17 protein-coding genes are annotated in these 21395 nt (G+C 56.3%); 14 read left to right on the forward strand and 3 right to left on the reverse strand.

The annotated features are described in order from the left end of the window. The first annotated feature begins 224 nt into the window (after nucleotides 1–224). The 14 genes from pstC to OZX62_RS02250 all read left to right on the forward strand — a co-directional run bounded on the left by pstC (nucleotide 225) and on the right by OZX62_RS02250 (nucleotide 18920). Nucleotides 225–1286 carry a phosphate ABC transporter permease subunit PstC gene (gene pstC / locus OZX62_RS02185; protein ID WP_277176416.1) on the forward strand — a complete coding sequence of 354 codons (1062 nt, stop codon included), beginning with the start codon at nucleotides 225–227 and terminating at the stop codon, nucleotides 1284–1286. Then, nucleotides 1283–2362, forward strand: coding sequence for a phosphate ABC transporter permease PstA (gene pstA / locus OZX62_RS02190; RefSeq protein WP_277176417.1), 1080 nt, complete (start codon nucleotides 1283–1285; stop codon nucleotides 2360–2362). The genes pstC and pstA overlap by 4 nt, the downstream gene beginning before the upstream one ends. A 346-nt stretch (nucleotides 2363–2708) precedes the next feature. After that, nucleotides 2709–3488, forward strand: coding sequence for a phosphate ABC transporter ATP-binding protein PstB (gene pstB, locus OZX62_RS02195; RefSeq protein WP_277176418.1), 780 nt, complete (start codon nucleotides 2709–2711; stop codon nucleotides 3486–3488). 196 nt (nucleotides 3489–3684) lie between these two features. Then, nucleotides 3685–4764 carry a LacI family DNA-binding transcriptional regulator gene (locus OZX62_RS02200; protein WP_277176419.1) on the forward strand — a complete coding sequence of 360 codons (1080 nt, stop codon included), beginning with the start codon at nucleotides 3685–3687 and terminating at the stop codon, nucleotides 4762–4764. 33 nt (nucleotides 4765–4797) lie between these two features. Continuing rightward, a complete protein-coding gene (locus OZX62_RS02205; RefSeq protein WP_277176420.1) occupies nucleotides 4798–5760 on the forward strand; it encodes an ABC transporter substrate-binding protein in 963 nt (320 codons plus the stop codon). A gap of 2 nt (nucleotides 5761–5762) precedes the next feature. Beyond that, nucleotides 5763–7277, forward strand: a complete 1515-nt coding sequence (locus OZX62_RS02210; RefSeq protein ID WP_277176421.1) for a sugar ABC transporter ATP-binding protein — start codon at nucleotides 5763–5765, stop codon at nucleotides 7275–7277. A 56-nt stretch (nucleotides 7278–7333) separates the two neighbouring features. Continuing rightward, nucleotides 7334–8332 carry an ABC transporter permease gene (locus OZX62_RS02215; RefSeq protein WP_277176422.1) on the forward strand — a complete coding sequence of 333 codons (999 nt, stop codon included), beginning with the start codon at nucleotides 7334–7336 and terminating at the stop codon, nucleotides 8330–8332. A gap of 13 nt (nucleotides 8333–8345) precedes the next feature. Next, the gene (locus tag OZX62_RS02220) at nucleotides 8346–9719 is read left to right on the forward strand and encodes a hypothetical protein (RefSeq protein ID WP_277176423.1); all 1374 of its coding nucleotides are present in this window, start codon (nucleotides 8346–8348) and stop codon (nucleotides 9717–9719) included. Between the two features lie 380 nt (nucleotides 9720–10099). Beyond that, nucleotides 10100–11494, forward strand: a complete 1395-nt coding sequence (locus OZX62_RS02225) for an NCS2 family permease (RefSeq protein ID WP_277176424.1) — start codon at nucleotides 10100–10102, stop codon at nucleotides 11492–11494. A gap of 581 nt (nucleotides 11495–12075) precedes the next feature. Next, nucleotides 12076–12597 carry a 50S ribosomal protein L10 gene (rplJ, locus tag OZX62_RS02230; protein ID WP_277158785.1) on the forward strand — a complete coding sequence of 174 codons (522 nt, stop codon included), beginning with the start codon at nucleotides 12076–12078 and terminating at the stop codon, nucleotides 12595–12597. Between the two features lie 121 nt (nucleotides 12598–12718). Next, nucleotides 12719–13102 (forward strand): 50S ribosomal protein L7/L12, encoded by a 384-nt coding sequence (gene rplL, locus OZX62_RS02235; RefSeq protein WP_277176425.1) that lies wholly within the window; start codon nucleotides 12719–12721, stop codon nucleotides 13100–13102. A 279-nt stretch (nucleotides 13103–13381) separates the two neighbouring features. Further along, the gene (locus tag OZX62_RS02240; RefSeq protein ID WP_277176427.1) at nucleotides 13382–15100 is read left to right on the forward strand and encodes an FHA domain-containing protein; all 1719 of its coding nucleotides are present in this window, start codon (nucleotides 13382–13384) and stop codon (nucleotides 15098–15100) included. After that, the gene (locus tag OZX62_RS02245) at nucleotides 15097–18714 is read left to right on the forward strand and encodes a helicase (protein WP_277176428.1); all 3618 of its coding nucleotides are present in this window, start codon (nucleotides 15097–15099) and stop codon (nucleotides 18712–18714) included. The genes OZX62_RS02240 and OZX62_RS02245 overlap by 4 nt, the downstream gene beginning before the upstream one ends. Continuing rightward, on the forward strand, nucleotides 18714–18920 hold the full coding sequence (locus tag OZX62_RS02250) for a hypothetical protein (RefSeq protein WP_277176429.1): 207 nt from the start codon (nucleotides 18714–18716) through the stop codon (nucleotides 18918–18920). The genes OZX62_RS02245 and OZX62_RS02250 overlap by 1 nt, the downstream gene beginning before the upstream one ends. Nucleotides 18921–19036: 116 nt before the next feature. On the opposite strand, the gene OZX62_RS02255 is transcribed toward OZX62_RS02250, so the two are convergent. From OZX62_RS02255 to OZX62_RS02265, 3 genes are all read right to left on the reverse strand, one after another. Beyond that, the gene (locus tag OZX62_RS02255) at nucleotides 19037–19852 is read right to left on the reverse strand and encodes an SAF domain-containing protein (protein WP_277176430.1); all 816 of its coding nucleotides are present in this window, start codon (nucleotides 19850–19852) and stop codon (nucleotides 19037–19039) included. A gap of 243 nt (nucleotides 19853–20095) precedes the next feature. Next, nucleotides 20096–20299, reverse strand: a complete 204-nt coding sequence (locus OZX62_RS02260; RefSeq protein WP_277176431.1) for an FmdB family zinc ribbon protein — start codon at nucleotides 20297–20299, stop codon at nucleotides 20096–20098. Nucleotides 20300–20551: 252 nt separating this feature from the next. Beyond that, nucleotides 20552–21337 carry a 5-formyltetrahydrofolate cyclo-ligase gene (locus OZX62_RS02265; protein ID WP_277176432.1) on the reverse strand — a complete coding sequence of 262 codons (786 nt, stop codon included), beginning with the start codon at nucleotides 21335–21337 and terminating at the stop codon, nucleotides 20552–20554. Nucleotides 21338–21395: the final 58 nt, after the last annotated feature.

Here is a 21395-nt window from a genome sequence, read left to right on the forward strand (position 1 = left end):
AATTGAATAACTGAATAACTGAATAACTGAATAATTAAAAATAACTAGTAATTAGTCTGACAAAATTATCAAGCGGACAAATAACTCACTGGACGAAAACATCCGGTAGACGAAATAATCCGACCAATCGATTCACAGCTGTTTCCCGAAAATCGTTTGGTTGCAGGAAACAAAAAGCCGATTCGGCTCGCTTAGAACTTCGAACTTTGAACGTAAGGAAAAGCATGGCGAATACATCTGAAAGTAGCAGCGCGGGGCAGGCGATGCCCGTGGCTGTCGGCCAGATTAGCGCAGGTTTGAGCGCTCCTGGTGGAGGCGGCACGGACGGTCGTCGCAATGGCCTTGATTTCAGCGACGCCAAACCAGGCCGGCACAGCCAAGACAAGATTTTCCACGCGGTGGCTGTTGGCTGCGGGGCCTTGATATTGGTGGCGCTGGGCGCGGTGGTGCTCTTTCTGCTGCTGCGTGCCTGGCCTATTTTCGCGGGCCCGCAGGCCAAGACTTCCGCGGTTTTCGCCTCCCTGAGCGGCGGCAAGGCGCACGGGTTCTGGCAATATGTCGGGCCTTTGGTTTTCGGTACTGTGGTGATTGCGGCGCTTGCGCTGGCAATCGCCTTTTTTGTTGCCGTCGGCGTGGCCTTGTTCATCACTTTTTATGCTCGCAAACGCATTCAAACTGTACTCAACTATGTCGTTGACCTGTTGGCCGCGATCCCCTCGGTTATCTACGGGCTGTGGGGTGCGCTGGTACTGGTTCCGGCGACATACCCGTTCTGGAACTGGGTGAGCGCCCACTTGGGTTGGATTCCGCTTTTCGCTGGTCCCGCCGCCAACCCGCCGCGCACTGTCGCCAGCGCCGCAGTGATTCTGGCCATCATGATCATGCCGATCATCACTTCGATGACCCGCGATATCTTTGCGGCTACCCCGCGCCTCAACCAGGAGGCGGCGCTCGCGTTGGGTGCCACCAAATGGGAGATGATCAAGCTCACTGCCTTGCCGTTTGCCAAGTCCGGCATGGTTTCCGCTTCGATGCTCGCGCTTGGGCGTGCGCTTGGGGAGACGATGGCTGTGATGATGGTGCTTTCGCCGGGCATGACCTATTCGTGGCACTGGCTGCAGGCTTCGAAAAGCCAGACCATCGCCGCCAACATCGCCGCGCAATACCCCGAGGCCGATTCGCTCGGTGTCTCCGCGCTGATCGCAACCGGCTTGGTTTTGTTCGTCATCACGTTCGTGGTCAATCTCCTTGCCCGACGCATCACGAGGAAGGGAGGTGCGCGATGAAAGAAAGCGATAAGAAAGTCGTGGAATCAAGTGTTGCGCAAAGTTCTGAGCCTAAGCCTGCCACCGTTGCGCCAGTGACGGAAACTTCGAATCCTGTAACTGCCGTGGCTTCGGAAGCTGCCGGTCCAACTCCGGATTTCTCGAAATTCAAGCCTTCAAACGCTCTGCTCAAACAACGCGAATGGAAGAGCCGGATTATGGCTGGTGTCATCGGTCTTGCGTTCGTCGTTGCGATGATCCCGCTGATTTCCCTGCTCTGGACCACCATCGCCCGCGGCGTTAAGCGGCTTAACCTGAACTTCCTGACTTTCAATATGTCCGGTGTTATCGGCGGCATGCCCACGCCGAGTGGTGGCCACGGTGGCATCGAGCACGCCATCATCGGCACGCTGGAAGTCACGCTCGGCGCGATACTGATTTCGGTGCCGGTCGGTCTGATGTGCGCGATTTATCTGACCGAATATGCGCGCGGCAGCAAATTCGCCAAGGCCATCTCGCTGCTGGTCAATGTGATGAGCGGCATCCCCTCAATTGTCGCCGGTCTCTTTGCCTTCTCGCTGTTCGCGATTCTGATGGGACCGGGCGTTTCCAACGGTTTCGAAGGCTCCGTCGCGCTTTCGATCCTGATGATTCCCACCGTGGTCAATTCCAGCGTCGAAATGCTGCGCATCGTTCCCGACGACCTACGCGAGGCTTCGTACGCGCTCGGCGTCACCAAATCCCGAACCATCGTCAAAGTCGTCTTGCGCACCGCGCTTCCCGGCATCGTCTCCGGCGTCATCCTCGCCATCGCCCGCGTGATCGGCGAAACCGCGCCGCTTTTGATGACTGCCGGTTTTATTGTCACCACCAACTGGAACCTCTTCAGCGGCCAAATGACCACGCTGCCGGTGTTCGTCTATCAGGAATACAGCAAGATGTCCGTGACCTGCCCGCCGAACGCGGGTCCGGGTTGCGTCGCTTCCATCCCGTCCGAGCGTTCGTGGGCCGCAGCCCTTGTGCTCATTGCCATTGTGCTCGTCTTGAACCTCATCGGCCGGCTGGTTCAGCGCCTGTTCAGTGTGGAGACGAAATGAGCGATATCGCGGGGTTAACCACGTATCATGCTCCACTGGCCTCGATGCAGAGCACTTTTCTGACAGTAATGCGTAAAAAGTGCATGTTAATCGCATCAAAGTGCACTTATTCGACGGTGGCGTGCGAAAAGTGCGTTTTGGGTTCGACAAAGTGCGCTTTTCTAACGGTTGTGTGCAGAAAGTGCATGTTGGTTGTGCCAAAGTGCGCTTTTCTGACGGTGGCGTGTGAAACGTGCATTCCAGATTCGGTAAAGTACACTTTTTGGACGGTAGTGTTTCAAAGATGTGCGATACGTAAGGGTTACGCGGATTCCAATATCGGTATCAACAATGAAAGTGAGTCATCATGGGGCAACGCATCGATGTCGAACATTTGAACGTCTACTATGGCGATTTCCTGGCCGTCCAGGACGTCAATATCAACATTCAAGCCAACAAGGTCACCGCCTTCATCGGCCCGTCCGGTTGCGGCAAATCAACGGTCCTGCGCACGCTCGACCGCATGCACGAGATCACGCCAGGCGCCCGCGTTGAAGGCAAGGTGCTGCTCGACGGCCATGACCTCTACGCCAAGGGCGTCGACCCGGTGGCCGTGCGCCGCGACGTCGGCATGGTCTTCCAGAAAGCCAACCCGTTCCCGACGATGTCTATCCGCGAGAACGTCTTGGCCGGCATCCGCCTGAACAACCGACACATCTCCAAAACCGATGCCGACGAGCTGGTGGAATGGGCTCTGCGCGGGGCGAACCTCTGGAACGAGGTCAAAGACAGGCTCGACAAGCCGGGCATCGGGCTTTCCGGTGGTCAGCAGCAGCGCCTGTGCATCGCCCGCGCCGTCGCCGTCCACCCACAGGTACTGCTGATGGACGAGCCGTGCTCCGCCCTCGACCCGATCTCCACGCTCGCCGTCGAGGATCTGATCAACGAGCTCAAGCGCGACTACACCATCGTCATCGTCACCCACAACATGCAGCAGGCCGCCCGCGTGGCCGATTATACGGCGTTCTTCAACTTGAAGGCCGTCGGCAAGCCTGGCCACCTCGAGTACTTCGCCGACACGACGACGATGTTCAACAACCCGCAAAATGAAGAGGCCGAGCGCTACATCTCCGGTCGTTTCGGCTGAGTTTGGTGTGGGTTTGGGGGAAAGGCTGCGACATAAGGCCTTCGTAATCGGAACATGCACCTTATTCGCAGCGTCCCTAAAAAGTTGAAGCTGGTTTCCTGGGTTCACTTTGCAAGACAAAACCTTCTGATTTGACGAGGGATACGGAAAGTAGTATATTTGAAATTAGCAATAAACATAAACGTTTAGGATTTCAATGAAGAAGCATTATGGAGTGACGCTCACCGACATAGCCGATGAACTGAATCTGTCGATATACACGGTTTCCCGTGCTATCAACGGATTGAGCGGTGTGTCGAAAAAGACCCGTGCCATCGTGCTGGAAGCCGCCGAACGCCATGGCTATATCCCCAACGCCAATGCCCGTGATCTGCGCAAAGGCGTGCACCATTCGGTGACCCTGCTGACCGCCGAGACTTCCAATCCTTACTATCTTGACTTGATAAGCGGTATCGAAAGCGTATTCCAAGACAAAGATGAAAGCCTGCTGATCGCTGATATGGCCGTCAACGGCAAATACAGCGAATCCAACGAGACGATGCTCTTGCAGCAGGTTCTCGAGAATCGTCCGGGCGGCATCATTTCCACCCTGGGCTTGAGCGATGCCAGCAGGCAACAGCTTCTGGATTGGAAAGTTCCCGTCGTCTTCGTGGACTCGGTGCCAGGGGACGGGAAAAGCGATTTTTCCTATGTCGCCACCGATAACGCGGCCGCTTCGGCGATGCTGGGGGAGCACCTCGCCTTCCATCATTACCAGCGCTGGCTCTTGGCCATCTATCCGGGCGTATGGAACAGCCGTTTCGTCCGTGAAAGCGGATTGCGCGCGGCCGCAAAGGCTTGCGGAGCGGAAATAAACGTTTTGGAATGTCCCAACGACCAGCGCGACGCGTGCAAGGCCTATGAGGATTTCCTCGCCACCAGTTCCTACCATCCCGACGTCACGATCGCGGCCAACAACCCCATCCTTCTCGGCGTGCTGAAGGCGTTGAACCACCGGAACCTCCGCGTTCCCGACGACATGCCTTTGGTCGCGTTCGATGATTTCGCCTGGTCGGACCTGCTTTCGCCGAAAATCACGCTTGTCGCAGAAGACAGCCATGGCATCGGCGCTAGGTCTGCGCAACTCTTGTTGGATCTCATCGAGTCAAGAAAGGAGGCGGAAGACAAGACCGGGGAACCGGCGCATAAGCAATCAATTCATGAATCATTTGAAGCGACCCTCAAAGTACGAGAGTCGTGCGGCTGTTCATACCACCAATCCGATGGTGCAAAGTAGCAAACAGTCGTTATAGAGAAAAAAGGAATATCAATGAAGATCAAGAATAAACTCACCGTGGCATGCGCTGCGCTTTTGGCCGCCACCATGCTGCTGGCAGGCTGCGACAACGGCGACGAAGACAAGACGGCGAATTCCACGCCCAAGGAGATCAAGAGCATTGGTCTGATGGTGCAGGATATGTCTAACCCGTTCTTCTCGTCCATGCAGAAGGAAGCCAAGATTCAGGCGAAGAAGATCGGTGCCAAGCTCAACGTCCAGGACGCCCAGCTTGATCTGGCCAACCAGGACAATCAGATTTCCGCTTTCATCGAGCAGAAAGTCGATCTGATCATCGTCTCCGCGGTCGATGAATCCGGACTGAAGCCCGCCATCGAGCGTGCCCGCAACGCCGGCATCATCGTCGTGGCCGTCGATACCCCGGCCAAGGGCGCGGACGCGATCATCACCACAAACGGCGTACAGGCAGGCAACCTTTCCTGCACCTATCTTTCCGAGAAACTCGGCGGCAAAGGCAACATCCTCATCGTCGACGGCACTCCGATTCAAACCATCACCGACCGTATCAAGGGCTGCAAGACGGCGTTGAAGAAGTATCCTGGCGTCAAGGTCGTGGGCCAGCAGGCTTCCAAGAACGATCGCGCAACAGGTCTTTCCGTCACCACTGATATGTTGACTGCAAACAAGGATGTGCAAGGCATCTTCGGTATGAACGATCCTTCGGCTCTCGGCGCTTCCCTCGCGGTTGAGCAGGCCGGCCGTCAGAAGCAGATCATCGTCACCGGCGTTGACGGCAGCCCGCAGGCTGTGGACGAGCTGAAGCGTTCCGGTTCCTCGTTCATCGGCACCGCGACGCAGAACCCCGCCGAAATGGTTCGCCAGGCGGTCAAGTTCGGCCAGGATACCGCCAAGGGCAAGAAGCCCAAGAAGACGACCATCCTCATCCCCAGCAAGATGGTCACCCGCGATAACGTCAGCGAGTACAAGGGATGGTGATTATGGATTCGAAACGTTCACCACTGCTGGAGCTCAAGGATATCGTTAAGAGCTTTTCGGGTGTGACAGTTCTCGACCATGTTAGCCTAAACCTTTATGACCATGAAGTTCTGGCGCTGATGGGCGAAAATGGCGCAGGCAAATCGACATTGATGAATATTCTTTCGGGTAATCTGAAGATGAACTCCGGGGGAATATTCATCGATGGCAAGCCCGTCGAAATCGACACCCCGAAAGCCGCCTCAGATCTGGGCATCGCCATCATCCATCAGGAGCTCAACGTGGTTCCGACGATGACGGTTGCCCAGAACATGGCCTTGGGAAACGAGCCTAAAACGCATACCGGCCTGATCGACAAGAAAAAGATCAACGACGATGCGGTGCAAAAGCTCAAGGTCATCGATGCCGACATCGATCCCCGTGCCAAGCTTGGCGATTTGGGGACCGGCGAGCAGCAGATGGTCGAAATCGCCAAGGCCCTGGCGCAAAAGGCGAGGGTGCTGATCCTGGACGAGCCCACCGCTTCACTTTCGAAGCGTGAGTCCGAACAGCTGTTCACTTTGGTCGAAGGTCTTCGTAAACGCGGCACCGGCCTGATCTACATCTCCCACCGTATGGAAGAGGTCTGGCGTCTTGCGGATCGCATCACGGTTCTGCGCGATGGCCAGACGGTCATGACCACGGACATGGAGCATGCCGATCAGAACGCCGTCGTCGCCAAGATGGTTGGCCGTAAGGTCGAGAAGCTTTACGAGCACCCTGTGCGCAACCCCGGAAAGGCTGTGTTGCGCATTGAGGACCTCAAGCTTCCCGGCGTCGACGAACCGGTGTCATTCACCCTGCACGCCGGCGAAGTGGTCGGCATGTCCGGCTTGGTCGGGGCGGGCAGAACGGAAATCGCCAGAGCCATCATCGGTGCCGATCCGCTTGATTCGGGCAAGATTTATCTGAACGACAAGGAAATGACGTTCAAATCCCCGAAGCAGGCCATCGGCCATGGCATTGCCTATCTGCCGGAGAGCCGCAAAACGCAGAGCATCTTCTCGGTGCGCAGCGTCGAAGATAACATCTCGATTTCCTCGCTCGATAAGTTCCAACGTTTCCACCTGATCGAGAAGCACAAGCTTCGCGGCGCGGTGAAAACGGAAATGAAATCGGTGAACATCGCCGACCGCCTGATTCGCCTGCCTATCAGCAATCTGTCCGGCGGCAATCAGCAGAAGGCCATCTTCGCGCGCTGGATGCTTCGCAATTCGGACGTTCTGTTGCTCGACGAGCCCACCCGCGGTGTTGACGTTGGCGCCAAACAGGAGATCTATGAGCTGATCAACGCCCAGGCCGCCAAGGGGAAGGCCATTCTGGTCATCTCCTCCGACCTGCCTGAGGTGCTGGGTATCAGCGACCGGATTCTCGTCGTGAGGCAAGGCATGATTTCCGCCGATCTTCCCGCCGCTTCGGCAACGGAAGAGCAGGTCATGTCGTACGCCACGGGTGTATCGAAGGCTCAATCGAAATGAGACATTGCGGCGCGCGGTAGCGTCGCGGTGTCCGGCTCGAATTTCAAGGAACAAGAATGAAAGTAAAAAATAATTCAAAGGTTGATTTCGCGGGAATCTGGGAGAAAGTGGGCATGCCCTTCGTTCTCCTGGTCCTGATCGTCTTCATGCTGATCAAGGCCCCGAACTTCGGCACGCTCAGCAATCTGTTCAACGTGGCCCGTTCAATTTCCATCAACGCGATCCTCGCGGCAGGCATGACGTTCGTCATCATCACCGCCGGCATCGATTTGTCCGTCGGTTCCATAGTGGCGGTCAGCGGTTGTGTCTCCGTCCTGGCCACCGGCAACGGTATGAATCCTGTGCTGGCTGTGTTGGTCGGCGTGCTCGTAGGCGCCATCGCGGGTCTCGTCAATGGATTCCTGATCGCGTACTGCAATCTGACGGCGTTCATCGTGACATTGGGTACGATGACCTTCCTCAGAGGTCTGGCCTACACGATTACCGGCGGCTTGCCGATCGTCAACAACGGTCTGTCGTTCCGCGCCATCGGAAACGGATACATTTTCCATATCCCGATTCCGTTTATCATCATGATAATCGTTTATATTTTGATGTGGATCCTGCTTGACAAGACCCGTTTCGGCTCCCACGTTTACGCTGTCGGTGGCAATCCGGAAGCGGCACGTCTGGCCGGTATCAACGTCAAAGGCGTTCTGTTGGCCGTCTATGTCATCTCCGGCATCTGCGCCGGCCTGGCAGGCTGCATCTTCGCGGCACGTGTGGTTTCCGCACAGCCCACTGCAGGCACGGGCTATGAGATGGATGCGATCGCAGCCACCATTCTTGGTGGTACCGCAATGGCGGGTGGTAAAGGAAAGATTCCTGGTACCCTTGTCGGTGCCATTATCTTTGGCGTACTCACCACCGGCTTGGTGCTTATGGATGTCCCGTTCTTCACGCAGCAGCTTATCAAGGGCGTCGTCATCATCATCGCGGTGCTGATCGATGGATTGAAGCAGAACTCGTTCTCCCTGAACCTGTTCAAGAAAAAGCCAGAGTTAGCTAGCGAGTGAGGAATCACATTCGATGAATACTCAAACCAAGAAATTTACCGTCCGCAATACGGAGAAAGGAGCGTCGCGCCTCCAGCCGGTTACCATAGAGCTTCCAGCCTCATGGATCTCGCCGCTGATACGCGGGACGAGCGATGACGGGCAGACGTTTGTCGCCCAGCGTATCGCCTCGCAGAGCACGGGTGACGCATCGGTATATATCGGTGTCTTCACTGTGCGCGACGGGCAGTCTGTGCAGTTCGAAGACACCCCGGTCGATGCCGATTCCGTTGACGGACCGGTTATCACCGAAGTGCCGGATACCCGGGAACGTGATGCGATTTGCCGGCTGAATACTGGCTATTTCGATCTCGAATTGTGCCGGGGAACCGGTAAGGGCGAAGGGGCCTCGAAATGGGGTATACGCCATTTCAGCTCGCTCGCGCAGAACTTCGACCTTCTGGCCAGTGGCAACAATGCGATAGGAGGGTTCTACGGGCCGTTCTTCACTCCGGACAACGGCCTGATCAATCCTCCCGAACATGTCGTCGCCGACGTTACGGCAGTGGAAGTCGGCCCGATAGTACGCAGGTACCGCCTTTCCGGCCGGATTCCGGACGGGCTGCTGCCGGAACTCAAAGGCAAGTCGTTTGCCATTGACTTCACGTTCTACGCCGGAGCGGATTGCTTCGATCGTGTCTACCACGTCGACCATTTCCAGACGCAAGTCAACGGCAGAAGCGTCACCGACCGGATCACTGTCGGCGATGAATTCGAAGGCGGCCAGAACGCGCTCGCGTTCGATCGCTTCGATTCCTTCAACCGTACGCCGTACCGAAGTGGCGACCCGTATGCCGAACTGCTCAAGCAGGAGGTCAAGCGCACCATTTCGTCCGACGAACCGGGCAATGAGCGCTTCGGCTATTTCCAGAAGCTCTTGAACCGGGATCTGGAAAATGCCCATTGGGACCTTTATTGGCGCCTGTTCTCCTACTGGGAGCATGCGCTTGACGAGGATTCGCTCAACGAGCACCTCGGGCATGTGCGTTCGGTCGCCCACGTCGTGGCGGATAAGGAGGATCGCGTCTGGCAGTTCCCGGAGGCGCCCGTCAACGTCTCCCAAGTCGATGACCAGACGATTTTCGCCGGTCCTGCGCAGTATAGCGCCGAATTCAATACCGAAACGGGGCAGTGCATGATCTGGCTGACCTCCTCGCCGTCTTCGGCCTTCCAGATCGTTCAGCGTCCGCAGTCTGGATGGGTCAACTGGGGAACGAACGGCGAAAACGAGTGCCCTTCGTTGCCTGTCGGGTCGACGGTAAGGTCCATCTACGGTCCTTACGCCGATTCGTGGCGTGACGAGGCGTTGGGCCACATTCCGGGCGCTGTGCGTCTGGAAGCCTGCTAGCGCCGGATAGATCATAATCTGGTCGGATTTACAGTCCGGTGAGATTATGGCCTGGCTAGCTTACGGTTCCAAAGGGACCTGTGCCGATTCGTCGGCATGGGTCCCTTTATGTTTTGGAAATGCAATTTTATTGCCTTTTAATGCAATGATTTTTAGTACAAAAGACAGCGAACACACTAGGAAAATGTATGGCTATGACGGGTGTTATATTCGTGGTGTCCGTGGGAACGCGGGCGAGTCGCAGCAACCTCCGTATCGTCGAATCATTCATCAGCAGCTAGTGAAGTTCGTCGGTCTTGGCGTGTTGAAACGCGTTAAGTGCCGACCGCCCCTTTTCTGCAATCTGACTTGGCGATGCTCAAACCAAGGAAGAGAGAACGATGGACAGGTTCTTCCATCTCAAAGAAAATCACACCAACGTATCCACTGAAATCACGGCGGGTATCACCACCTTCTTCGCGATGAGCTATATCATCGTCGTCAATCCGCAAGTCCTGAGCACCACCGGCATGCCGTGGGGCGCTGTATTCCTTGCCACCATCATCGCTTCCGTCGCCGGAACGCTGGTCATGGGACTTTTCGCCAACGTGCCTTACGCGCAGTCAGCAAGTATGGGTTTGAACGCGTTCTTTGCCTATACCGTTTGCGCCGGGCTAGGGTTCACTTGGCAGGAAACGCTGTGTATGACATTCCTGTGCGGCCTGATCAATATCGTGGTCACCGTCACCTCCATCCGCAAGCTCATCATCGCCTGCATCCCCGAATCCCTGCAGCACGCCATCGGCGGCGGCATCGGCCTGTTTGTGATGTATGTCGGCATGTTGAACGTCGGCTTCATTTCCTTTACTCCCGGCGATCCGAAAGCCGCGGCCAAGGGCGGACCGATTCACGCCACCCCGGGTCTTTCCGCGCTCAACAATCCTGAGCTGTGGGTCTTCCTCATCGGCCTGGCCATCGCCATCGTGCTTACGCTGCTCAATGTTCGCGGAGGCCTCTTGATCTCCATCATCGCCGCGGCCATTATCGGCATCCCGTTCGGCATCACCAATATGAGCAACTCGATGTCCATCAGCCAGACCTTCTCCCAGCTTCCCACCACCTTCCTCGCGATCTTCAGCCCGAAAGGCTTCCCGTCATTGTTCGGCAATCTCGGACGCCTGCCGCTGGTCATCGTCACCATCTTCGCCTTCTCGATGTCCGATATGTTCGACACCATCGGTACGCTCGTGGGCACTGGCCGCAAAACCGGCATCTTCTCCGACGCCGATATCAAGAACATGGTCAACGGCCACGGCTTCAGCTCCAAGATGGATAAAACGCTCTTCGCCGACTCCATTGCCACCTCCGTCGGCGGCCTGTTCGGCACCTCCAACGTCACCACTTACGTCGAGTCCTCGGCCGGCATCGCCGCGGGCGGGCGCACTGGCCTCACTTCGGTGACGGTAGCCGTCTGCTTCATCATCTCGATGTTCCTCTCGCCGTTGGTCTCCGCTATTCCGTCCGCTGCGACCGCTGGTGTTCTGGTCGTGGTCGGTTGCATGATGGCCTCTAGCCTGAAGGAAGTCGACTGGGGCGACCTCGGCGAAGCCATTCCGGCTCTCTTCGCCTCGGTGTTCATGGCGCTTTCCTACTCGATCTCCTACGGCATCGCCGCGGGCTTCATCATGTACTGTCTCGTCAAGATTTGCAAGGGCAAAGCCAAGGAAGTCCATCCGGTGATGTGGATTGTCACCGCCCTCTTCATCCTCGACTTCGCTCTGCAGGCCGTGCTTTGATTGTTGGCCGTCTGATTCGCTGATTTCGTGCTTTTCGTCGCAGCTTCATCGTGAGCGCGACGAAAAGCACGTTTTTGCTCTGTTTTTCGTGCTTTTGGTTGCAGCGTTGCCGAGATCCCGTGCAAAAAGCACCAAAATCGTCCTGAAATGGTGCTTTTCTCCTCGACGGAATCCCGAATCAGTGGGAAAAGCACCAAAATCGCCGTAAAAAGGTGCTTTTCTCCTCAGTGGGGCCCACAATCAGTGAGAAAAGCGCTATTTCGGTGCCTTTTTGGTGCTTTTGCACTGATTGGCGCGTGCGCGTGTCGCGCGGTCGGGCGGCGTCCGTATACTGTTCATCTGTAAACCACAGACTGTTGGTTAGAGGTGCAAGCCTCTCGAAGTTTGGTTCGCCAAGCCAACATAGGTTGAATGTCATAAGCTTTTTACGAGGTGGGTCGCGTAAGCGGCCGGTATGGTGCTCTGCCTATGTGCAGGGCATTTTTTGTAAGCCTGCAAATTTTGCAGCAACGCAACAAAGTGTCCATAAACGCTAAACGTTCCGAATTTCCCAATCAATGGTCGACTCAGGAAGGAACGCCATGAAAAGGCCCGAAAAGGAAGCGGTGATCGCCGAGCTTACGGATCAATTCCGTAACGCCGATGCGGTTTACCTTACCGAGTACCGCGGGCTTACCGTTCCGCAGATTTCCGATCTGCGCGAAAAGCTAGGCCGCGATACTTCCTACTCAGTGGCTAAGAACACGCTCGCTCGCATCGCTGCCAAAGAGGCTGGGTACGAGGGCTTCGATGAAGCACTATCCGGCCCGTCGGCAATCACCTTCGTGAAGGGTGATTACGTCGAGGCTGCGAAGGTCCTGCGTGACTTCGCCAAGAAAAACAAGGCCCTCGTCATCAAGGGTGGTTTCGCAGACGGAACCATGTACGACGCCGAAGGCTTCATGAAACTCGCGAGCCTCGAATCTCGCGAAACCCTGCTCTCCAGGATGGCAGGCGACCTCAAGGGCTCCATGTCCAAGGCCGCTCGCACGTTCGTCGCTCTGCCTACCAAGGCTGTGCGTACGTTCGACGCCCTGCGCGAAAAGCAGGAAAAGGCCGCTTGATTTCCGCGCGGTTCCGGCCGCGTAAATTTCAGGCAGTTGCAGTGAATAATTAAAAATATTTAAGAATTTAGATGGCGGAACCAAACAAAATATTCGTCATCATGATTGAAAGGAAGCCATTATGGCTAAGCTCTCAAGCGATGAGCTCCTCGATGCGTTCAAGGAAATGACCCTGGTTGAACTCTCCGACTTCGTCAAGAAGTTCGAGGACGAGTTCGACGTCGAGGCTTCCGCCCCGGCCGTTGCCGTTGCTGCCGCTCCTGTCGCTGGTGCAGGCGCTGGCGAAGAAGAGAAGACCGAGTTCGACGTCGTTCTCTCCTCCTTTGGCGACAAGAAGATTCAGGTCATCAAGGCCGTCAAGAACATCACCGGCAAGGGCCTGGCTGACGCCAAGGCGCTCGTCGACGGTGCTCCTACCACCATCCTCGAGAAGGCCAAGAAGGATGACGCCGAGAAGGCCAAGGCTGAGATCGAAGAGGCCGGCGGTTCCGTCGAACTCAAGTAGTTCTTTCCTTCTTGAAAGCTTAAGGCGGCTGCGGTGTGAAATCGCAAGCAGCTGAAAGTTTTTGATACATTGTTGCAAACCCTGTGTGCGGAATCTCCGCTCGCAGGGTTTGTTCATTTTGTCGGCTATCGTAGTATCTAAAGCTTGTCTTTGAAAGCAAAAGCAAGGGCAGGCTCATGCGTGAGTGTTGTCAATGTCTGTCGTTTTTCTGTAGATTCCAAGAAAATGATGGCACAATGAGATTAGCATGAGCAAAAGTGTATATGGGGAGGCCGCAAGGTGTCTGATCCGCGAACGACAAAACATTGGGTCATCAAAGTCAATGGCTCCACGAAAGTCGATGTCGGTCCCGGCGAAAACGTTGAGATTGGCCGCAGGCCTTTGCGTCCGCTGAGCGATGACGGGCATCACCGTTTGGAGATTGACGACGATACGCGTTCCATGTCGAAGCGTCACGCGCTGTTTAGCGTCGCTTCCAATGGTGGGGCGTCGGTTACCGATCTCAATTCCACGAACGGCTCGTACGTAGTCGAGAAAAAAGGTTTGCGCCCGCTTACGCCAAATAAGGATTTCATTTTTCCGGATTCGCCGATGCGATTGCAGTTCGGCGACGTTCCCGTTGATTTTGTGCGTGTTGATGTCGATGAAAGTGATGAAGTCGGCCGCAAGATCACGGATTTGTTCGACTATGCGGTAAGCGGCGGTGAAAGTGCCGATATCGAGCCGGACCTGAACGAAATGTCCGTCGACGACATTTTGAATCTGCGCGCCGGCGAGCCGACCACGGCTTTCAGCGCCGCGGATGTGGCCAGTCGTATCGAAGCCTCGGCTTCCGTTTCCTCTCCAGCGGATGATAGTGCTAGTGGCAATCCTCAAAATCCCGATGAACAGGCGGCTAAGAACGCCGATGGCAGCGCAAGCAAGAGTACGGATGAAAGTGCGTCGCCAGTTGTCGCCGAAACTGACAAGAAACGAGAAAACCCGCAGGCCGACCATACTATTGACCAGATTTCGCTCAACGTTGTGACCCCTGAACCGCAGGTTGAGGAGGCCAAAGCGCGCGATTTGTTCAAAGACGCCATGCAGGGCGAAGCCGAAGTGAAAGCCGCTCAGCCAGGCATTGCCGCCAAGAAGACGACAAAGTCGGCAACGACTGGTGCTTCTGCCCCTGCCGAAAGTCAAAGCAGACCGTCACAAGCAAAGCCGCAGGCTCAGCAGGTGTCGTTGCCTTCTCGTCAGAGCAACGGGCAAAACCCCCAGAATGCTTCACACGCGCAACAGCCGATGGGTTCACCCGCAGCAATGCAACCGCAGGCCAATGCGAATGGCGTCAATAATAATGTCAACGTCAATGCAGGCGTCAATGGCAGCGTTTCGGCAGGTCAGTTCAATCCTCGAATGGCCAATGCTAAGAATGGTTCCGCTGCTCCTGGCCAGACTTTTGGAAATCAAGGCGCTCCAGTATTCGTCGCCATGGATGAAAATCCCAACCAAGGCAGCGGTGGCGGTGGCGACCGTCCCGGTTTGAATTTGGGCGGTTCGCAGGATCCGCAAAACGATGCGGCAGGCAGCAATGCTTCCCGGGAACGCAACAAATTCATGCCACCGATAACACAGGTCGCGGATACTTCAACGGTTTCCGCCGTTTCGGCTGCCGCTAACGGCGCGTTCGGTGCAGAGCAGACCTTCAAACCGAGTTTCGAACCCGGCTCGGTGTTTGAAAAGGTGTCGAACGGCGAATTCAACCAGCCGGAGCCCGAAGTTGAAGTGGACGGCATGAGCTCGCAGGAAGCCAAGCAAACCACGGACTTCTCTCTCCAGTTCGAAATGGCAAAGCATCCTGAACTTCTGCCGTTCCTGGCGATGAACCCTTCGTTGTATGACGATTTGTATGCGTGGCTTTCGGCGGTAGGCAACGATGACATCGACACCGCGCTTTCGCAGAATTCGGGATATATCGAGTATCGTAATAAGGTCGGGGAGGGACGTAACCAATGAGCGAGACGAACCAGACAATGAACGGCATCCAACGGATGCGCAAATGGTACGACAGTTATCGCAACGGACTTGTTCCTTCGCCTTTGGAAGACGTCGGGCAGCTCACCGCGCAACTCGACCTCACCCATGCTCATCCGTCCGGTATCGCGCAGCTTTTCGCCAGCGGGCACACCAGCCTTGATTCCATGTTCCGCGACGCCGGGATGCTCCGTGCCGCCGGCCGCAGGCTTGAACGCGTTCTCGACGACAAAGCCGTCAAAACGAGGTCCGCCGGAGTCGCCGAGCTTTCCCTGGTGGTGGGCGTGGCCACGTGGAAGGGCAATTCGGTTCCCGTCCTGCTGTACCCGGTCGAAGTGCACCGCAAACCGGATGGCCGCGAAACCGATGCCATCATCCGTTTCACCGGGCACGTCAGCCTCAACCCTGCGTTCACAACGGCCATGCACGAACAGCATATCGATATCGATGAAGCCGCCCTCTTCGACGGCAGGAACTATGCCAGCGGCACGCCCGACACGTCTTCCGTGTTTACTGCCATCACCGACGAGGTCAAGCCGACCATTGCCGATTTCGACATCGAGCGCAACATCATCCTGGGTTGCTTCATGGACCCGGCCACCAAGATGCTCGCCGAAAGTCGTCATATCATCGATTCTCTGGCAAGCAAGCCCAGCGGCAATGCGGCCCTTGACGCGCTGGCCGGTAACAAGGACGCCATCAATGCGTTGAAGGACTCGAAACTTCCGAGCTACAGCCCCTTCGATGCCGATCCCCACAGTGAGCACGAGGCTGAGGACGTCGATAACGTCGTGCGCTATGCCGCGAATATGGCGGCGCAAGGCCATTCGCTGTTCTTGGATGACGCTTCTGGCAACGATACCGCACAGATTGCCGCGTCTATCGCCTCCCGCTGCATTTCGTCGGGGCGGACCGTGCTTTACGTGCCGGGAGTAGCAGGGCAGAAGAAGCGTTTCACCCACGAAATGGATGCCTGCCATATGGGCAGCCGCGTGATTGATATGGCTGATTCGAAGGCCGCCCGGCAGATCGATCAGGAGCTGATCGCAGCCGTTGGTTTCCAGCCTGGCGCTTCCGTCGCCCGTTTCGACCAGGTCTCCGATGAGCTTGTCGGAGTGCGCTCGCGTCTGACACGCTACCTTGGCGATTTGCACGGTGTGAGCAAGGAATGGGGTGTCTCCGCTTACCAGACCATCCAGAATCTTGCCAGCATCTCCGCCATGCCTACCCATCCGGCCACGCATGTCCGGCTTTCCAACGAATCCGCAAGGGCTATCGCCCCGCATATGGACGAGTGGATCAAGAAGCTTCGCAAGGCCGGCGAATACGGTGAATTCACCGTCGGCCCGCAAACCACACCGTGGTATGGTGCCTCACTGTTCACCCAAAGCGAGGCGGTCAACGCCTATCAGAAGGTTGAGAACCTGCTGCAGCGCCTTCTTCCCGCCACGCGCGATCAGGTGGCGTCTGTCGCCGAAACCTGTGGTTTCCCGGTGCCGTCGACGGTGCAGGAGTGGGGCCGTCAGGTCACCGTATTGAAGAACCTGCGCCGCGTCCTCGACGTTTTCCAGCCCGAGATTTTCGAGCGTGACATCGAGGCGATGATCGAAGCCAGCAAACCCAAGGCCCAGCGTAAGGCCGAGGGGACGAGCATGGGCTTCTGGGAACGCCGTCGTCATGTCAAGGAGGCCAAGAGCCTGTTGCGTGCCGGTTCTCAGGTGGAAGACCTGCACGAAGCGTTGCAGGTTGTGGACAAGCAGTCCGAGCAATGGCATGAGATCGTACCTCACGGCGGCTGGCCGGTGCTTCCGCCCAAACTCGACGCTATCGTGGAAACGCAGGAAGCCCTGATGCGCGACATCACCGCGCTCGATGCGGTGCTGGCCACCACCGTCGAAGGCGGCGACCTGCAAAGCGTCGATTTGGCCCGGCTTGAGGCCAGGCTCAAGGCGCTTTATACCGACCGCAAGGCGCTGGATACCCTGCCTGGCCGTGCCGGACTGGAACGCGAGTTCCATTCCGTCGGGCTTGACGGGCTGATTGAAGACATGCGTACCCGTCGCGTGGCTGTGGATGCCGTGGAAGGGGAGCTTCAGCTTTCTTGGTGGACGACCGTTTTCGAAGACATCGTTCGTTCCTCGGCGATTATTTCCAATCAGGACGGCTCCGCATTGCAATCTGCTGCCGACCGGTTCGTTCAGGTCGACATCGACCACGTCAATTCTGTTGGGCCGATGCTTGAGCAGGAGTCGATGCGCCACCTTTGCGATATGCTTTTCTCGCACACGCAGGAGGCCAACCAGTTGCACACGTTGCTGGCGAGCAACGCGCATATGCCGCTGAGCCATATCACCCGTGAATATCCGCAGATTCTTGCTGCGGCGAAGCCTGTCATCATGGCCACCCCCTTCACCCTTGCCGTGTTGAGCGACCCGCAGCCTCTGGCTGATGTGGCCATCATCGATGCCGCTTCACATATTCCTTCGCTTGAATTGCTGAGTGTTCTGAGCCGTGCCAGGCGCGTTGTGGTCATTGCCCATAAGGCCACGATTACTTCTGAATCGTTGAACGCCTTGACCGCGTTGTTGCCAAAGGTCACTGTCGATTCTCGGCCGGTTTGCCGTGACCCACGTCTTTCACTTTTCCTTTCCGCGCAAGGTTATGGCAACGCCCGCAGGGACGTGGCCACAGAATCGGTACAGGGCAGGGTGCGTTTCCACAGGGTTGAGGCCAATGGTGTGCCGGTGCTTTCCACGGGATTGGTGGAAAGCAGCCAGCAGGAGATCGACGAGGTCATCGCCATCATCAAGCAACGCGCTGCGGCTTTTACCGTCGTGCCGACCGGCTATCTGCTCGCCGTAGTCACGTTGACCCCGGTCTTCCGCACGAGGCTCGGCGCCGAATTAAAGTCGCTTTCCCTGAAGGACGAGGCCATGGGCCGCTTCCTTCGCCACGTGCGTCTGGTGGACCTCGATGAGGTCGCCGGGGTGTGTGCCACCGACGTCATCCTTTCGCTGTGCTTTGCCAAGACCTCGCACGGACGCCTGCTCCAGCAGTTCGGCTCCGTGGAAGGGGAGGGCGGCGACGGCAAGCTGCTTGATGCTCTTGCCTTGGCCGATCGCAACGTCGATATCATCTCCGCTTTCGGCTCTGCCGACATGGAAGACGATCGCCTCCACCAGCCAGGCCCGAAACTTTTAAAGGTCATGCTCAAATGGGCCGAGGGCCTAGGCAAGGAAGTGGTGCGTCCTTCGGTGTCGCTGAAGGGCGACAACGTCCTGTTCAACGATCTGGCAGACCGCATCCGTGCGCGTGGGCTCAGGGTGGCCGCCAATTACGGTTTCGATGGTGGAGCCTCTATTCCTCTGGTCGTCGGTCTGAAAGACAAGCCGTTCGCCCTCGCGGTGATGACCGATGATGCCCAGTTCATGGGCATCCAGTCCACCCGCAAACGTCATCGTGTACTGATGCAGGATTTGGCAACACTTGGTTGGTCGGTGATGACGGTCTGGAGCGTGGCCGCGTTCGTCAACCCTGATAAGGAAGTCGATCGAATCGTCAGCCGTATCAGCGATCTCTATCAAGAGGTCCGTTGATGGCTCTGTCCTATGACCCTAATCGCCGTTCGTCGCGTACCCACAAGCGTGTGGTGCGCAAAGGCAGTGAACGCTTCGATGTTGATGGCGTAGAACTCGACCCGGAAGACCGCCGTCCGAAGGGCAGCAAGCAGCATGACGATGACAACCGTATCCTGCGCGAACTGCCTCCGCATTGGGGCATTTTCAGCGAACGGGACAAGTAACGTTCAAGATTCGTGAGGATATCGGCAAAAGGGTGATGGTGATAGCAAGCCGTCACCCTTTTTATTATCACTTCGAAGTCGCGTTTACTCGGTTCCATGCGCCTGATTTCCGTCTTTTAGAATTTGGCGGCCATAATCGGCATGCGCTCCTGCACCGCCATGATGCGCGCAGCGTCCTGCGGCGGCATGGCAAATTGCGTGGTGACATTGCCACCATCATCGCGATGTGGATTGCCGGTGACAGTCGCGAGTTTGACCAGCATGCAGGTCTGTCCATCCGATTGCGTGGGCATCTCCTCGCCTGGTACTTCGGCATTGTCGTCCGTCTCGCCTCCGCTCTCACTGGCCTCACTCTGTCCTTGTGCCGCTTCCTCTTCTGCACCGCTTTCATCAGAGAGATTTGCTGTAGGGTTGGCTGCAGGCTGTTGTTTTGCAGCGGAGCTTTGAGCTGGTGGATTTGGCACGGCGCTGCATCCCGCGCTGCCGACAAGCGCGACCCTGTTACCGGGAATCAAGCCGGTTGACGACCCACTGAGTTTGACGCCGATGGTGGTCAATCCATGCCCGATTACCGGCGAAGCCCGCGCCATGGGCCGGGCGATCAAGCTGCCGGTTTCAATATTCACCTGCGCAATCAGCCCTTTAGCGTCATCGGTGGTGCTGAACGTATTCGCCAAGGCCGGGCTGTCGGCTATTTGTACGGTTTTGAGATCGTCCGCGCGGATAGTCTGCCCGCGTTTGATGGCATGGCTCGCGGTCACTGCGGTTTTGGTCGCAACGCTGCTGGAGATTGACTGCAACGCAAAGAAAACCGCGAGTCCGGCACATAGAGCGGCCAGCACGGTACGCGTCTGCCGCATGGCGCGTCGCTGCTTGAGCGTCGGTTTCCTGACGCTTAAGCCTTCTTTGTTTGTATGATGAAAAAGGTCCATGACTCTATGATGAACCAAAACGCAAAATTTCCGAGGCAAAAACGGGTACTGTGGTCGGATGATAGGGCTTATCAACATTTGAGGCGTGTCGCGGTGGAGCAACAAAACCAGTTATCCACATCAAAATAATCAAGTGGCAGTCTGGATTATTGTTTCTGTGCGGGTCAAGAAGCAAGAAAAGTGAAAGCCGGCACCTGCATCAAAAGCAAGTTACCGGCCTTTTTAAAATTCAATTATCCGCAATTATTCTTTCGACGAAGACGACGAACCGCCTTTGTCGGTGCGGTAGAAACCGTGCCCCTTGAACTCGATGGGAACTGCGGAATAGACCTTGCGCACCTGCTCCTTGCCGCATTTCGGGCAGACGGTGATGGGGTCGTCGGAGAATGACTGCTGCTCGGTGAAATCGTATCCACAATTCTTGCAACGGTAATGATAAGTAGGCAACGGTCCCCTCCAGGAAAATAAACACTCAACAAGTCAACTGTTCATATCCTAGTCCCAGCCCTGACGCCCGTTCGTTTCCGGTGAAGTTAAGGGAACTTTGAGTCGAAGACAAGAAACGGATTGTGTGTGCAGTAGAAGAATTGTTGGGGAAGCGACTAGCTTCGTGCCGAACATTTGGCGCAGGAAAATTTTGAGGCGGTTTTATGATTTACAATGCCGGAACATCCTATAAAATGCATCATTATTTAAGCTTTACTGCAATATGATGATTCGCTTATTCGTTATCACTGTATTGACCGGAATATCATGGACTTCACGAGGCACAGCGCCGTGACGATTGATGAATTCCCAGTCCCAGCAGACCCCGATTTTAATCGCATCGGCGCGGCAAAGACCAAGAACCTGATCGTACCAACCGCCACCGCGCCCGAGCCGAGTGCCATCAAGGTCGATGGCGAAAGCGGGTATAAAGACGATTTTCGCGTCGGCGATGGCTTCGGGCTCCAATGTCTTGCCGTCGGGTTCTGCGGGTCTCAGTCCGCCCGTAGCGGTATGCGGCATTTTGTGTAATCCAGACTTTCCGCCATATTTGCTCCAACCGATATCGCGCCCGCTGCCGAGTTGCGGCACCAGCACTCGCAACTCACACTCGTCTAGTTCATCGAGCAATCCGAACGTCGACACTTCCGTCCCCATCGAAACGTACGCCGCGACCATGTCTCCGGGCTTCAGGGCGGTGGTTAGCCAGTTGGTGTTGATGGGAACGGAGAGATTGATACCAATGTCATTCGAATCATTGGTGTCTATAGTCACGGAATGATCGACATCATTCACTTCGTTGGTAGTAGGACCGATATCCGCGCGGAAATCTTCACCCTCCTGGCCATTCAACAGACCATTCAGCAGCTGTGCAGCAAGTTCTCCCAATCGCACGCCCGCCTCTGCCCGCTCGTCTTCACCGACTTCCTTGCGTCTGCCAATGGCCTCACGCCGCATATTTTGTTTCAACGTATCAATGTTTTCCGTACTGCCGCTCATATTTTCATCGTATACGATGAAAAATCGTCCGTGGTTCAATAAGCTGACGTTTCTTGTT

This window comes from Bifidobacterium sp. ESL0690 (genome assembly GCF_029392315.1).
GTDB lineage: Bacteria > Actinomycetota > Actinomycetes > Actinomycetales > Bifidobacteriaceae > Bifidobacterium.